At 73.0% G+C, this 13497-nt stretch carries 10 protein-coding genes; 4 read left to right on the top strand and 6 right to left on the bottom strand.

Annotated elements, in window-relative coordinates; translation table 11 throughout:
- Positions 1-77 precede the first annotated feature (77 nt).
- From ABZX61_RS12430 to ABZX61_RS12420, 3 genes are all read right to left on the bottom strand, one after another.
- On the bottom strand, positions 78-542 hold the full coding sequence (locus ABZX61_RS12430) for a MarR family transcriptional regulator (RefSeq protein WP_350723362.1): 465 nt from the start codon (positions 540-542) through the stop codon (positions 78-80).
- 82 nt (positions 543-624) lie between these two features.
- Complete coding sequence (locus ABZX61_RS12425) at positions 625-1521, bottom strand: sugar phosphate isomerase/epimerase (RefSeq protein WP_355193935.1); 897 nt, start codon at positions 1519-1521, stop codon at positions 625-627.
- 11 nt (positions 1522-1532) lie between these two features.
- The gene (locus tag ABZX61_RS12420; protein ID WP_355193933.1) at positions 1533-3653 is read right to left on the bottom strand and encodes a PQQ-dependent sugar dehydrogenase; all 2121 of its coding nucleotides are present in this window, start codon (positions 3651-3653) and stop codon (positions 1533-1535) included.
- A gap of 191 nt (positions 3654-3844) precedes the next feature.
- Between ABZX61_RS12420 and ABZX61_RS12415 the strand changes: the two genes are divergently transcribed.
- Positions 3845-7267, top strand: a complete 3423-nt coding sequence (locus ABZX61_RS12415) for a BTAD domain-containing putative transcriptional regulator (protein ID WP_355193931.1) — start codon at positions 3845-3847, stop codon at positions 7265-7267.
- A 51-nt stretch (positions 7268-7318) separates the two neighbouring features.
- On the opposite strand, the gene ABZX61_RS12410 is transcribed toward ABZX61_RS12415, so the two are convergent.
- On the bottom strand, positions 7319-7945 hold the full coding sequence (locus ABZX61_RS12410; protein ID WP_355193929.1) for a helix-turn-helix domain-containing protein: 627 nt from the start codon (positions 7943-7945) through the stop codon (positions 7319-7321).
- Between the two features lie 397 nt (positions 7946-8342).
- On the opposite strand from ABZX61_RS12410, the gene ABZX61_RS12405 reads away from it, so the two are divergent.
- From ABZX61_RS12405 to ABZX61_RS12395, 3 genes are all read left to right on the top strand, one after another.
- Positions 8343-9611 carry a deoxyribodipyrimidine photo-lyase gene (locus ABZX61_RS12405; RefSeq protein WP_355193927.1) on the top strand — a complete coding sequence of 423 codons (1269 nt, stop codon included), beginning with the start codon at positions 8343-8345 and terminating at the stop codon, positions 9609-9611.
- A gap of 186 nt (positions 9612-9797) precedes the next feature.
- A complete protein-coding gene (locus ABZX61_RS12400) occupies positions 9798-10631 on the top strand; it encodes an SAM-dependent methyltransferase (protein ID WP_355193925.1) in 834 nt (277 codons plus the stop codon).
- A gap of 100 nt (positions 10632-10731) precedes the next feature.
- Positions 10732-11148, top strand: coding sequence for an ATP-binding protein (locus tag ABZX61_RS12395; protein ID WP_350724327.1), 417 nt, complete (start codon positions 10732-10734; stop codon positions 11146-11148).
- Between the two features lie 75 nt (positions 11149-11223).
- Here ABZX61_RS12395 and egtE read toward each other — a convergent pair whose 3' ends face one another.
- Entirely contained in the window at positions 11224-12519 is a 1296-nt protein-coding gene (egtE, locus tag ABZX61_RS12390) for an ergothioneine biosynthesis PLP-dependent enzyme EgtE (RefSeq protein ID WP_355193923.1), read from the bottom strand.
- A complete protein-coding gene (gene egtD / locus ABZX61_RS12385; protein ID WP_355193921.1) occupies positions 12516-13496 on the bottom strand; it encodes an L-histidine N(alpha)-methyltransferase in 981 nt (326 codons plus the stop codon). The genes egtE and egtD overlap by 4 nt, the downstream gene beginning before the upstream one ends.
- Between the last annotated feature and the right edge of the window lies 1 nt (position 13497).

Here is a 13497-nt window from a genome sequence, read left to right as displayed (position 1 = left end):
CCCACGACCGTAGGACCCGCCCGCATGCGGAACGTTGACGGCGCGTATACGCGGCGGCGGGGACGAGCCCGGGCTGCCTACTGCGCGCCGTCCGGCTCGATGAGGTGATCGAGGAGGACCTGGCTGATGTCCTCCAGCTGCCGCAGTTGCTCCGGGGTGAGCAGGTCGATCAGGTGCTCGCGCACACTGGCCACGTGGCGGGGAGCCGTGGCCCGCAGCGCGGCCAGGCCGTCGTCGGTCAGGACGGCGAGCCAGCCCCGCCGGTCGTCCACGCAGTGCTCCCTGCGCACCCATCCCTTCTCTTCGAGCTTGTTGACCGCGTGGGAGATGCGGCTGGGCTTGGAGTTGGTCCAGTGCGCCAGCTCGCTCATGCGCATGGTCCGCTCAGGCGCCTCGGAGAGCAGGACCAGCAGCTCGTAGTAGGTCGGCGGCATGCCGGCCCCGGCCAGCAGGTCGCGCTCCAGGCGGTCGGTCAGCAGGCGGCTGGCCAGCCCGAAGGCCCGCCAGGCCCGCTGTTCGTCGTCGTTGAGCCATCGCGTCACGAAGGCATCGTACTGAATGGTTTTGCGCTGAAATAAACGCCGAGCCCGGACCCGGGGGCGGGCTCGGCGGGTCCGATGGTGGTCAGTATCGGAGCTTGCGCAGGTAGCGGTAGCCGACCTCCGCGGTCTGCCGGGGGGTCACGTCGGGAGTGTCGTTCTCGACGATGTACTCCTTCACCTGGTGCTTGTCGAAGATCCGCCGGAAGTCGATGGTCCCGGTGCCGAGGTCGGCCATGTCGCCGTCCAGGTGCCGGTCCTTGACGTGGAACTGCAGCACCCGCTGCGGCGCCCTGCGGATGACGTCGAGGGCGAAGCGCACCGGGTCGGCGGCGCCGCGTCCGACGCCGCCGGTGACCGCCCAGTAGATGTCGATCTCCAGGTGGACCAGGCGGGGGTCGAGCTCGGAGGTGAGCACGTCCCAGGGGGTCTTCCCGCCTCCGAGGTCGGTCGTGAACTCGTGGGCGTGGTTGTGGTAGCCGTAGCGCAGGCCGGCCGCGCGGGCGGCCTGCGCCTCGACGTTCATGCGCTCGGCCCACGCCTTCCACTCGTCCAGGCTGGTCGAGTTCAGGTAGGGGACGACCATGAAGGACTGGCCGAGGGTCAGCGCGTTCTCGATCTTCGTGTCCAGGGCGGCCTGGTCGGCGGTGAGGCCGTCGTGGCTGGAGCTGGCCCGGATGCCGAGCCCGTCGAGGAACGTACGCAGCTGCTTGGCCGTGCGGCCGAAGTAGCCGAGCGCGACCTCGATCTTCGGGTAGCCGGTCTCGGCCAGGTAGGCGAGGGTGGCGTCGTAGTTCTTGGCGAGGTCGTCGCGTACCGTCCAGAGCTGGATGCTGATCTGGTCCCGGGGGATGCGGTTCCTGCCGGGGTGGTGCGCGGTGGCCGCGGCGGCGGCCGGGGAGGCGGCGGCGACGGCGGCCGCCCCGAGTCCGAGGCCCGCGGCGAGCAGGGAGCGCCTGCTGGGGCCGTATCCGTAGCACATGGGGGGTTCTCCTAACGTGTGGGCTGGAGGATGACCTCGTCGCTGCCGGTCAGCGAGGGCAGGTCCGCGCCGCCGGGGTCGGTGTAGGTCGCGACGAAGACGCCGGTGAGGTGGTCGGTGTCCGGATCGTGCCCGCTCGGCACGGTGGTCTGGATGGAGCCCGTGCAGCCGCGGGCCGTGGTCTGCGGGTGGCCGTGCTCGTCGTGGCCGAGGATGTAGTCCACGGTCACGTTGGCGCAGTTCACCGGCTGGTCGTCGGTGACCCGCACCTCGAACTCGACGGCGTCGCCGAACCTGAACGTCTGCCCGTCGGCGGGCCGGACCAGCTCGACGACCGGCGCGGCGTTGCCGACCACGATCCGCACCGACGTCGCCGCCGACCTGCCGGCCTCGTCGCTGACGCGCAGCGTGGCGTTGTAGAGGCCGTTCTGCCGGTACGTGTACGACGCCTGCGGGCTGCGGGAGTCGACCCGGCCGTCGGCGTCGAAGTCCCAGGCGTAGCGGATCCGGTCCCCGTCGACGTCGGTCGTGCCGGCGCTGGTGAAGTTGACGGTGAGCGGCGCGTGGCCGGCGGTCACCGACGCGGCGGCGGCCGGGACGGGAGTGTGGTTGCCGGTGTTGCCGATGTAGTCGAAGCGTGAGAGCTGGGCGTCCGGGTTCTCCTGGAAGTAGCCGTCGCCGTACTCCAGCACGTAGAGCGCGCCGTCGGGGCCGAACTCCATGTCCATCGGGTTGTCGAACACGAGCGACGGCAGCACGTCCTCGATCCGCCCGTCACGGTGGAACGCCTTGACGTAGTCGCGGGTCCACTCGTAGAAGAGCGGGACGCCGTCGTAGTACCTGGGCCAGGCCACGGTGGTGCGGCCCTGCGCGGCGCGCGGGTCGTAGGCGTACGCGGGCCCGGCCATCGGGCCGATGCCGCCGGTGCCCAGTTGCGGGAACTCCTGCGACGGCCCGTACGAGTACCACACGTCCGGCTGGACCACCGGCGGCAGCCGGCGCAGGCCGGTGTTGTGCGGCGACTCGTTGACGGGCGCGGCGCAGGCGAACGCGTTGCCGGACGCGCCGGTCGCGAAGTCGTAGTCGACGTACGGGAGCCGCGCCGTCGCGCAGTACGGCCAGCCGTAGTTGCCCGCCTTGCGGATCTTCGTCCACTTGCCGTTCCCCGCCGGACCCCGCTGCGGATCGGCCTCCCCCGCGTCGGGCGAGTAGTCGGCGACGTAGAGGTCACCGTTGGACCGGTTGACCTCGATGCGGAACGGGTTGCGCAGGCCCATCGCGTAGATCTCCGGCCGGGTGCCCGCGGTCCCCGGCGGGAAGAGGTTGCCGCGCGGGATCGTGTAGGAGCCGTCCGGGCGGACCTTGACGCGCAGGATCTTGCCGCGCAGGTCGTTGGTGTTGCCGGCGCTGCGCTGGGCGTCGAACGCCGGGTTCCGGTCCGACCGCTCGTCGAGCGGGGCGTAGCCGTCGGAGGAGAACGGGTTCGTGTCGTCGCCGGTCGACAGGTAGAGGTTGCCGGCGGCGTCGAAGACGATGTCCCCGCCGACGTGGCAGCAGATGCCGCGGTCCACGGGCACGTCGAGGACGCGCTGCTCGGTGCGCAGGTCGATGGTGGAGCCGGTGAAGCGGAACCGGGACAGCCGGATCAGCCCCTTGAAGGGCGCGAAGTCCGCGGGCTTGCCGGTGACCGGGGCGTCGCCCTCGTTGACGTCCGGCGTCGCGGGGTCGTCGATCGGGGTGTCGAGAGGTGGCGAGTAGTAGAGGTAGACCCAGTCATCCTTCTTGGAGCCGGTGCCGAAGCCGGGGCCGAGGGCGATGCTCTGCAGCCCCTCCTCGTCGTGCCGGTAGACGTCGAGCCGGGCGGCCAGCGTGTTGAGGCCGGTCTTCGGGTCGTTCAACCAGACGTCGCCGCGCCGGGTGGTGTGCAGCACCCTCGAATCCGGTAACACCGCCAGGTCCATCGGCTCGCCCGGATTGTCGTTGAGCGTCACCTTCTGGAAGTCACTGTCGGGAGGCGGGGCCAGGGCGCTCGCAGCGCTCCCGGCGCTCCCGGCGCTCCCAGAGGCGTGGGCGGCGGCGGGCAGGAGGATCGCCGCGGCAGACACGGCCGCGATCACGGTTCTCACTCGCATTGCCTCTCCCTTCGGTCTACTCGGGGGATAAGAGAGGGCAAATCACCGTGAATGTAACCCGAGTTACGCCGATAGAGGAGGGGGCAATCGCGGATGATCGAGCATCTTTCGCCTTCCGCTCGGACTAAGTGCCTCATCGGTTCCAAGTTGCGCTGCAGTGTGCTCCAAGTCGGCTTGATCACACTTGGCCGGTGGAATTCCGAGTTCTGGGGCCCTTGGAGGTCCGTACCGGTGACGGGCGGGCCGTCGCGCTGGGCGGGGCACGCCCGCGGGCGGTGCTGGCGCGGCTGCTGGTCGCGCGGGGAACGGTGGTCTCCTCCGACGCCCTGATCGACGACCTGTACGCCGGAGCGCCGCCGCCCAGCGCCCTGCCCACGCTGCACTCGTACGTGTCGAACCTGCGCCGCGCCCTCGAGCCCGGCCGCCTCCCGCGCGCCCGGCCCGGACTGCTGATCGGCCGGCCACCCGGTTACCTGCTCGCCGCCGAGCACGTGGACGCCGACCGGTTCGCCGAGCTGCTGCGCCGGGCGGAGCTGCGGCCACCGGTGGAGGCGCTGGCCTGCCTGGAGGAGGGGCTCGGGCTGTGGCGCGGCACGCCGTACGGGGAGTTCGCCGAGGAGCCGTGGGCCGTCACCGAGGTGAGCCGGCTGCGCGAGCTGCGACTGGTCGCGCTCGAACGGCGCGCGAACGTGCTCCTGGAGCTGGGCCGGGCCCAGGCGGTGATCACGGACCTGGAGACCGAGGCGGTCGCGAACCCGCTGCGCGAGCGGCTGTGGAGCCTGCTCGCGCTGGCCCTGTACCGTACCGGCCGCCAGGCGGAGGCGCTGGGCGTGCTGCGCCACGCGGCCGAGCTGCTGGCCGACCAGCTCGGCCTCGACCCGAGCCCCGAGCTGCGCGCGCTGGAGCAGGACATCCTGCGGCAGGCGGGCTCGTTGCTCCCCGCGCACGACACCCCCGCGTTCCTCTCCGCGCCCCCGTCCACCCCCGCGTTCCTCTCCACGCCCCCGTCCACTCCCGCGTTCGTCTCCACGCCCCCGTCCACTCCCGCGTTCGTCTCCGCGCTCCCGTCCACCCCCGCCATGCGCGGGCGCGACCGGCAGCTCGCCGAGCTGACGGCGCTGGCCGCGCGGGCCGCCGACGCCGGTCTGTCACTGGCGGCGGTGAGCGGCGAGCCGGGGATCGGCAAGACGCTCCTGCTGGAGGAGTTCGGGACGCACTGCGCCGCCCGGCTCGGGCAGCTCGTGCTCCGCGGACGCTGCCACGACGCCGAGGGCGCGCCGCCGCTGTGGCCGTGGATCCAGGTCCTGGAGGCGCTCGAACACCACTGCCCGCCACCGGACCGGCAGGCGCTGGCCGGGCTGCTCGACGCCGGGACCCCGGCGGGTCCGGCCGACGGGATGCTGTTCCAGCGGAACCAGGCCGTGGCCCGGTGGCTGTCGTCGGCCGCGCGCGCCCGGCCGCTGGTGATCGTCCTGGACGACCTGCAGTGGGCCGACGCCGCGTCGCTGGACCTGCTCAGAGATCTCGTCGTGCTGCTGCGGGCGGCCTCGGTCACGCTGGTCGCGGCGTTCCGCACCGGATGCGACGACCCGCTGGGCCGGCTCGCCCACTACGACCTGCTGAGCCTGCGCATGTCCGGCCTGGAGCCGGCCGCGGTGCGGGCCATGGCGGCGGACCTGGGGGTGGAGCTCGACGCGGACGCCGCGCTGCGGATGGCCGGCCGGACCGCGGGCAACCCGTTCTTCATCCGGGAAAGCCTCCGGCTGCTGGCCCAGGGACAGGCCATGGACGCCGTCCCGGACGGCGTCGCCGAGCTGGTGCGGCAGCGGCTCGACGCGCTGGCCGGGGACCCCGCGGCGCTGGAGGTCGCCGCCGTGATCGGCAGGGAGTTCGACCCCGCGATCGTGACCGAGGTAGCGGGCCAGGAGGCGAGCGACCTGCTCCACCGCGGGGTCCGTTCGAGTCTGGCGGGCGACCTGCTCGACCGCGCGGTCCGCTCGGGTCTTCTCCAGGTCGCCGGGGGCGGCCGGCTGGCCTTCGCCCACGACCTCGTCAGGGAGGCGCTGGTACGGGATCTCCCGCCGCTGCGCAAGGCCGCCGTCCACCGTGACCTGGCCACCGCGCTGGCCGCCCGCCCGTCGACCGACGTGGCCGTCATCGCGCACCACGCCGTACAGGCCGGGCAGGAGTCGTACGGCCAGGCCGTGCACTGGGCCACCGCGGCGGCCGAGCAGGCCGGCCTGCGCCTGGCCTACCAGGAGGCGGCCACCTGGTGGGGGCACGCGGTGGCCGCTCACGACGCGGCCGGCGGCGATCCCGCCCAGCACGTGGAGCTGCTGCTCTGCCACACCCGCGCGCTCCTGGCCGCCGGCGATCCGGCCACCGCCCGCCGGAGCGCCGCCACCGCCCTCCGCACCGCCGACCGCGTCCCCACCGGCCACGTCCCCACCGGACCGCGCGCCGCGGACCGCGTCCCCGCCGGTCGTGACCTGGTCGTCCGGGCCCTGACCGCGCTCGACACCCCCGCCCTCTGGGTGCTGCGCGACCCCTACGAGACGGTCCACCGCCCCCTCGTGCACCGCCTGGAAACCGCCCTCGACGACCTCCCCGCCACCGACTCCCCCGAACGCGCGCTCCTGCTGGCCCGCCTCGCCCAGGAGCTCTACGACGGCACCGCCGACCCCCGCTGCGACACCCTCTCGGCCCATGCCGTCGCCATGGCCCGCCGCCTCGGCGACCCCCACCTGCTCATCCGCGCCCTCAACGCCCGCCACCTCTCGATCCCCCAGCCCCAGTCCCTGCCCGAGCTGATCAAGCTCACCGGCGAGCTCCACGAGCTGGCGCGGCGCACCCGCAACCCCCGCGTCGAGCTGCTGGCGGGCATGATGGACACCCACAACCGGCTGGAGACCTTCGACATCGCCGGCGCCGACCAGGCCGCCGCGCGCTGCGAGGCCCTACTCGAACGCCTCCCGCTGCCCTGGCCCCGCTTCCAGCACACCCTCTGGCGGGCCAACCGGCTCGCCCTCGACGGCCGCTTCGACGAGGCCGACCAGGTCTACGACGACGCCGACGACCAAGCCCGCGACCTCAAGCTCTGGCACGCCCGCCCGGCCGTCGCCGCCGGCCGCATCGCCCTGAACCACCACCGCGGCACCATCGCCGACACCGCGTCCCTCATCGCCACCGTCCGCGCCCACCCCACCCTCTACCACGACGCCACCACGCTCCATCTGGTCGCCCAGGGCCGTCTCGACCACGCCAGGAGCCTCAACGGCGGCCCCCGGCCGGCCCCGCCCCAGGACTGGTCCTGGCTGTCGGCCACCTGCCTGCGCGCCGCCGCCGTCGCCGCGGTCGGCCACCCCCACGAATGCCGCGCCGTCTACACCACCCTGCTCCCCTACAGCGGCCGCATCTCCGCCCTGTCGGCGGTCCTGTGCCTGGGCCCCGTCGACTGGTACCTCGCCCTGCTCGCCACCGCCACCGGCCATCACGACACCGCCGCCGCCCACCTCACCACCCTCGAACAGCAGGCCGACGCCGCCGGCCTGCACTGGTGGCGCGACCGCGCCGCCGCCACCGGCGAGCCCCTTCACGTGGCGACCAGTGGATGACAAGCGCCGCCTGGTCGGCTGGCAGGCCGATCACGAGAAAGCCGCTTTCGGTCAGCTCAGCAGCTCGCGGACCAGCGCCTCGCTCCACCAGCGCTCGACCCGCTCGGGTGACCAGCCGCGCTCGGCGGTGAGCGTGGCGTAGACGTCGATGCTGCACATGCCCGCATAGACGTCCACGGCCGCCGGCACGTCCAGGCCCGGCCGGAGCGCGCCGGCGGGCCAGGAGGAGAACACCGCCGTGCGGGTCTCGTCGGCCCGCCTGCGGCCGTCGCGATAGACCGTCGCCAGCTCGGGCTCGACGCGGCCGGCCTCGCGCAGCAGGGTGATGACGTCCCCGGCGCGCTCGTACAGGCGCCGGTCGAAGCCGGCCATCGCGGCCAGTTGCCGCGCGGGATCCGTCCCGGGGGCCTCCAGCTCCGCGAGCTGCTGGGACGGGTCGGCCGACAGGTCGGCGGCGTCGGCCAGGGCCCGGGTCAGGCCGGTCTTGTTGCCGTACACCGAATAGACCGTCGGCACGGAGACCCCCGCCTCGCGGGCCACGTCGCGTACGGTCGTCGCCGCCCAGCCGCGCTCGACGAAGAGCCGCCGCGCGGCTCGGGCGATCTCGGCCCGCGTCTCCAGCGCCTGCGTCGTACGGCGCAGCGAGTCATAACGGCGCGGCCCCACCTCTGCCTCCATGACTTGCACCCTAAGGCTCCCGGATCGGCGGCATCGCCGCCATCGGCTTCGCCACCTCGATCGTGACCGCCAACCTGATCATGGCCGCGGCCGGCCTGCCGCTGACGGGCGCCGGGCTCGACGAGGTCAACGCGTTCTTCGGCGCGTACGGCCACGTCGTCGGCCTCGAACCCGCGTTCGGCCCGTCGCCTGGGTGCCGGCCACCGTGTTCGGCGCGGGCGCGGTCTCCGCGCTGTGGGCGTCCGTGGCGGGCCTGCGCGCGAAGCTGCTGCGCCCCTGGGAGGCATGCTGGGGTTCGCGGCCTGCGCGAGGCTTAGCAGTCCACCTGGAGCTCCTGGCAAGGTCCCCCCGGCGCTCCCGCGAGCCCGGCGAACGGCGTCCGGCTCACACTGTCCCCATGTCCACGGCGATCGTGCTGTTCAACAGGGACCTGCGCGTCCACGACCACCCCGCCCTCGTCGCCGCCTGCGAGCGGGCCGAGCGGGTGGTGCCGCTGTTCGTGCTGGACCCGGCCGTACCGGAGGGGAATCGGCACGGTTTCCTCCTGGAGTGCCTGGCCGAGCTGCGGACCGCGCTCCGCGCCCGCGACGGCGACCTGGTCGTACGGCAGGGCGACGTCGTCCACGAGACGATGAAGCTGGCCGCCGAGGTGGACGCGACGACGATCTGCGCCGGCGCGGACGTCAGCTCGCTCGCCAGGCGGCGCGAGGAGCGCTTCGCCCGGGAGCGGATCGAGTACCTGCGTTTCCCCGGCGTCACCGTCGTGCCGCCGGACGCGCTGCGGCCCTCGGGCGGCGGCGACCACTACCGGGTCTTCACCCCCTACTGGCGCGCGTGGACCCGCCACCCCCGCCGCCCGGTCCTGCCGCCGCCGCGCACGGTAAGGACGCCCTCGGGCCTGGCCGCCGGGCGGCTGCCCCGGCCCCAGTCGCCCGGGCCGATGCCCGGCGGCGAGCCGGCGGCCCGCGAGCGCGCCGACCGCTGGCTGCGCCAGAGGCTGGACGGCTACGCCGAGGGGCACGACGACCTGGCGGGCGACCGCACCTCACGGCTCAGCCCGTATCTCCGCTTCGGCTGCCTGTCGCCGCTGGAGCTGGCCTGCCGCGCCGAGCGCAGCGAGGCCTTCGTCCGCCAGCTCTGCTGGCGGGACTTCCACCACCAGGTGACGTACGCGTTCCCGCGCATCGGCCGCGAGAACTACCGCCACCCCGAACGGCGCTGGCGGCACGACCCGGACGCGCTGCAGGCGTGGCAGGCCGGGATGACCGGGCTGCCCATCGTGGACGCCGGGATGCGGCAACTGCTCGCCGAGGGCTGGATGCACAATCGGGCCCGCTTGATCACGGCCGCATATCTGGTCAGGCATCTCGGCCTCGACTGGCGCGACGGCGTACGGCACTTCTTCGAGCACTTGCTCGACGGCGATGTGGCCGACAATTCGGGCAACTGGCAATGGGTCGCCGGCACGGGGAACGACACCCGTCCCAATCGCACCTTCAATCCCCTACGCCAGGCCAAGCGCTACGACCCCGAGGGCCACTATGTCCAGCGCTATGTGCCCGAACTCGCCGCCGTGCCGGCCCCGTACGTCCACGAGCCCTGGCGACTTTCCGCGCCGCCCGCCGGGTACCCCGCGCGGCTTGACAGTGCCGCTGACCAGGGATGACTCTCGGACGATCTATTACGCCGGCCATGTCACGAAGAATCTGGTCACAAACATTTCCCGAAATAACCGGTCTATCGTATTGTCATTGACTGGAATTGTTGGAACATATGGTCAGAGTCATCGAGTGAAGTCCAAAGATCGCTTACCGCAAAAAGGTCAGCGGCGAGGGGAAAGGGGACAACGCTCATGCACCGACGTGCTGTCCGAAACCTGGCCAGGCTCGACACGACGCAAGCCAGAATCACTCGGATATTCGACGCCGCCGCAGGTGGGAAGGACAACTTCCTGGCGGACAAAGACGTGGTGCGCCATTTTGATCAAGTTACACCTGCCCTCACGACTGCGGCCCGCGCCGTTCTACAATTCGTGTCCCGGGTCGTGGCCCACCTGGCGGCCGAAGGCGTGGACCAGTTCATGATCGTGGGCAGTGGCGTCCCCAGCGGCCTCTCGGCCGGGAACCGGTTACACGACATAGCCCGCCGCGCCTCGCCCGGGTCCGCCGTACGCGTCGTGTACGTCGAGAACAACCCGATGGTGGTGGCCACCGCCCAGGCCACCATCGAGCCCTTCACCGACCTGGTCCGCGTGGTGGACGGCGATGTTCGGGAGATCGACGAGATGCTCCGGGACCACGTGGTCCAGACGTTCATCGACTGGGAGCGGCCCCTGGCCGTGCTCCTGCTGTCGTCGCACAGCCTCGACGACGACGAGTACGCCCACTACGTCGTCAAGCGGCTCCAGCACGCGGCGCCCAAGGGCAGCTTCCTCGGCCTGCTGCACACCACGTTCGACGCCGTCCCGCCGGAGCTGCTGCCCGCCATCCGCGACATGGTCGCCATGACGCTGCCCCGCCTCGCGATCCGCTCGCGGGAGGAGGTCGCGGCCCTGCTCGACGGCCTCGACCTGATGGAGCCCGGGCTGGTGTGGGTGCCGGAGTGGCACCCCGGCGGGCGTGACCTCGCCTGCGCCGACGAGCCGAGCGCGTCGGGCAACTACGGCGCCGTCGCCCACATCCCCTGACGCGTCTCTCCGAGCCCGGAATCGTAACGAAATCGCATTCGCATAAGTGAGGACGAGAGCTTATCGTGGAGTTGGGAGCGCTCCCAATCTGAGAGACGTGATGCGTATGTCCCCCCGCCCCAGCTCCTTGTCCGCCGCTCCGACTCGCGCGGTCGCGTACCTGCTGCCGTCGGTGCCGGCCGGTGTCTGCGAGGCGCGCTCCCTGGTCCGGGCCGAACTGACCGGCTGGGGCCTGGAAAGGCTGATCGACGACTGCGTGCTCATCGTCAGCGAACTGGTGACCAACGCCGTCCGGTACGGCGGGTCGGCGTACGCGTTACGCCTGGAAGATCGTGCGGACCGGTTGTACGGGGAGGTCTTCGATCCGGGCGACGGCGAGCCCCGCCCGTGCTCGCCCGACGCGGACGCGCTCTCGGGGCGGGGGCTGCAGATCGTCTCGGCGATCGCCGACGACTGGGGAGTGACCGCGGCGGACGGCGGCAAGGTCGTCTGGTTCTCGGTCCTGAGCGCCATCTGACCGGCGCGGCGGGCCGCCCTCAGACCGGCGCGGCGGGCGCGGTTTCAGCGGGCGAGGCGTCAGCGGGTCATGGCGTCAGCGGGCGAGGACGCGGGCCAGGGCGTGCAGGGTCTCCACGGGTGTGCCGGGTGGCGGGGAGACGCGGAGCACGGGTTCGCGCAGGTCCAGCGGCGCGCGGGCGGTCGGTACGACGTTGACCAGCAGCGACGCCTCGGCGGCCCGGACGGCGGCGCTCTGCGCGCTGTCTCCCGGCGGCGGCCTGAGCGTGACCAGGGCGGACGGCTCGTCGAGCGGCTCGACCACGCGCCACCCGCCGGCCCCGTCGAGCACGCCGCGCGCCGTACGGCCGAGGTCGGCCAGGTGCGCGTGGACCGCGAACGGCCCGAGCTCGTGATGCTCCAGCACGGCCGCCCCGAGCCCGGCCCGCGCCGCGACCGCCGCCTCCGAGCTCTCGAACCGCACCACCCCGGGCAACGGCACCGGGCCGCCACACTCGGGCACCACCCCGGGCAGCGGCACCGGGCCGCCACACTCGGGCAACCGGCCGTCAGAAGTCCACAGGTGGCCACCCAGGGTGGGGACCGCGGCGTCCATGGCCGGCGTGAGCCCGGGGACGATCAGGAAGCCGACGCCGCGCGGCCCGGCCAGCCACTTGCGCGAGGTGCCCACGTACGCGGTCGCACCCGCCCCGCGTACCTCGACATGCCCGAGTGACTGGCAGACGTCGAGCACGAACGGCACCCCCGCCGCGCGGCACAGCGCCCCGATCTCCTCGGCGGGCTGCACGACGCCGCGATGGGAGGCCACGTGGGAGACGATCACCAGGTCGAGCCCGGACGCCAGCAGGGCCCGCAGCCCTTCGAGGTCGAGGCGGGCGTCGCCGTCCACCGGCAGCTCGACCGGCTGCCAGCCGCGCTGGGCGGCCAGGCGGTGCAGCAGCATCAGCGTGCCGCCGTACTCGGTGCGCGCGTGGCCGACGCGGCTGCCCGGCGGGAGCCGCCACCCGCCCAGGAGGGCCGCCATCGCCGCCGTCCCGCTCTCCAGGAACGCCACGTCCGCCGGGCCGCCCCCGACCAACCCGGCCAGGGCCGATCTGGCCGGGGTGAGGTCGGGGACGGCCGCATAGCCGCCGCGTTCCCGTTCCAGCCGCAGGTGCGCCACGACCGCGTCGAGCACCCGGTCGCTGGGCACGTTGCAACCGGCCGCGTCGAGATGCCCGGGCGGCACGACGCTGCGCGCCGCCCGCCACAGCTCACCGGCCCGCGCCGCCCACCCGGCCCGATCGGCCCGCGCGTCCGGCCCGACTCCGGCGGCCGACGCGTCCGGCCCGGTCCCGGCGGGCGGCGCCACCTGCCCCGTTCCGGGGATCACGCCTCCGCCAGGATCAGGGTGAAGTCACCGTCCGGGTCGGTGTAACCGCGGCGGACGAGGAAGCCCGCCCCGGCCAGCTCCGCCCGCAGCCCCTCCGGCCGGAACTTGGCGCTGATCTCGGTACGCATCTCCTCCCCCGCGGCGAAGTCCACCTCCAGCCCGAGCTCCGAGACCCGCACCCGCAGGTCCCGGACGGCCCGCAGCCGCATCTCGATCCATTCGTGCCGCTCGTCGTAGAGCGCCACGTGCTCGAACGCCTCCGGCTCGAAGTCGGCCCGCAGCTCCCGGTTGATCACGTGGAGCACGTTGCGGTTGAAGGCGGCCGTCACTCCGGCCGCGTCGTCGTAGGCGGCCACCAGCCGCTCGGTGTCCTTCACCAGATCGGCCCCGAGCAGGAACGTGTCCCCCCGCCGGAGCGTGGCCCGCACCTCCTTCAGGAACGCCCGGCGGGCGACGGGTTCGAGGTTGCCTATCGTGCCGCCGAGGAAGGCCACCATCCGCCGCCCGGTACGCGGCAGCAGCCCCAGGTGGTGCTCGAAGTCGGCGCACACCGCCCGCACGTCGAGCCCCGGGAAGCGCCCGGCGACCCGGCGCGCCGCCGCCTCGAGCGTGACGGCGTCCACGTCCACCGGCGTGTACGCGCGCAGCATGCCCGCCGCGGAGAGCGCCTCCAGCAGCAGCTCCGTCTTCTCGCTGGTGCCCGACCCCAGCTCGACCAGCGTGTCCGCGCGGGAGGCGGCGACCAGGTCCGCGGCCCGGGACCGCAGGATCGCCAGCTCGCGCCGGGTCGGGTAGTACTCGGGCAGCCGGGTGATGCGGGAGAACAGCTCGCTGCCCGCGGTGTCGTAGAACCACTTGGGCGGCAACCACTTCGGCGAGGACGTCAGACCCATCCTGACGTCACGTTCGAGGGCCTGCCGCAGGTAGTCACGGTCGAGATGGTTGATCACATGCACGGACGACTGGCTGACGGCCATG

The organism is Nonomuraea sp. NPDC003709, assembly GCF_040610775.1.
Lineage (GTDB): Bacteria > Actinomycetota > Actinomycetes > Streptosporangiales > Streptosporangiaceae > Nonomuraea > Nonomuraea angiospora_A.
Note: the sequence above shows the minus strand (reverse complement) of the source record. Positions and strands in the feature narration are given on the sequence as shown.

Coding starts and splice junctions, on each gene's coding strand:
- ABZX61_RS12395 (WP_350724327.1), top strand. CDS start 10,732: ATGCGTATGTCCCCCCGCCCCAGCTCCTTGTCCGCCGCTCCGACTCGC.
- ABZX61_RS12425 (WP_355193935.1), bottom strand. CDS start 1,521: ATGTGCTACGGATACGGCCCCAGCAGGCGCTCCCTGCTCGCCGCGGGC.
- ABZX61_RS12400 (WP_355193925.1), top strand. CDS start 9,798: ATGCACCGACGTGCTGTCCGAAACCTGGCCAGGCTCGACACGACGCAA.
- ABZX61_RS12410 (WP_355193929.1), bottom strand. CDS start 7,945: ATGGAGGCAGAGGTGGGGCCGCGCCGTTATGACTCGCTGCGCCGTACG.
- egtD (WP_355193921.1), bottom strand. CDS start 13,496: ATGGCCGTCAGCCAGTCGTCCGTGCATGTGATCAACCATCTCGACCGT.
- ABZX61_RS12405 (WP_355193927.1), top strand. CDS start 8,343: ATGTCCACGGCGATCGTGCTGTTCAACAGGGACCTGCGCGTCCACGAC.
- ABZX61_RS12420 (WP_355193933.1), bottom strand. CDS start 3,653: ATGCGAGTGAGAACCGTGATCGCGGCCGTGTCTGCCGCGGCGATCCTC.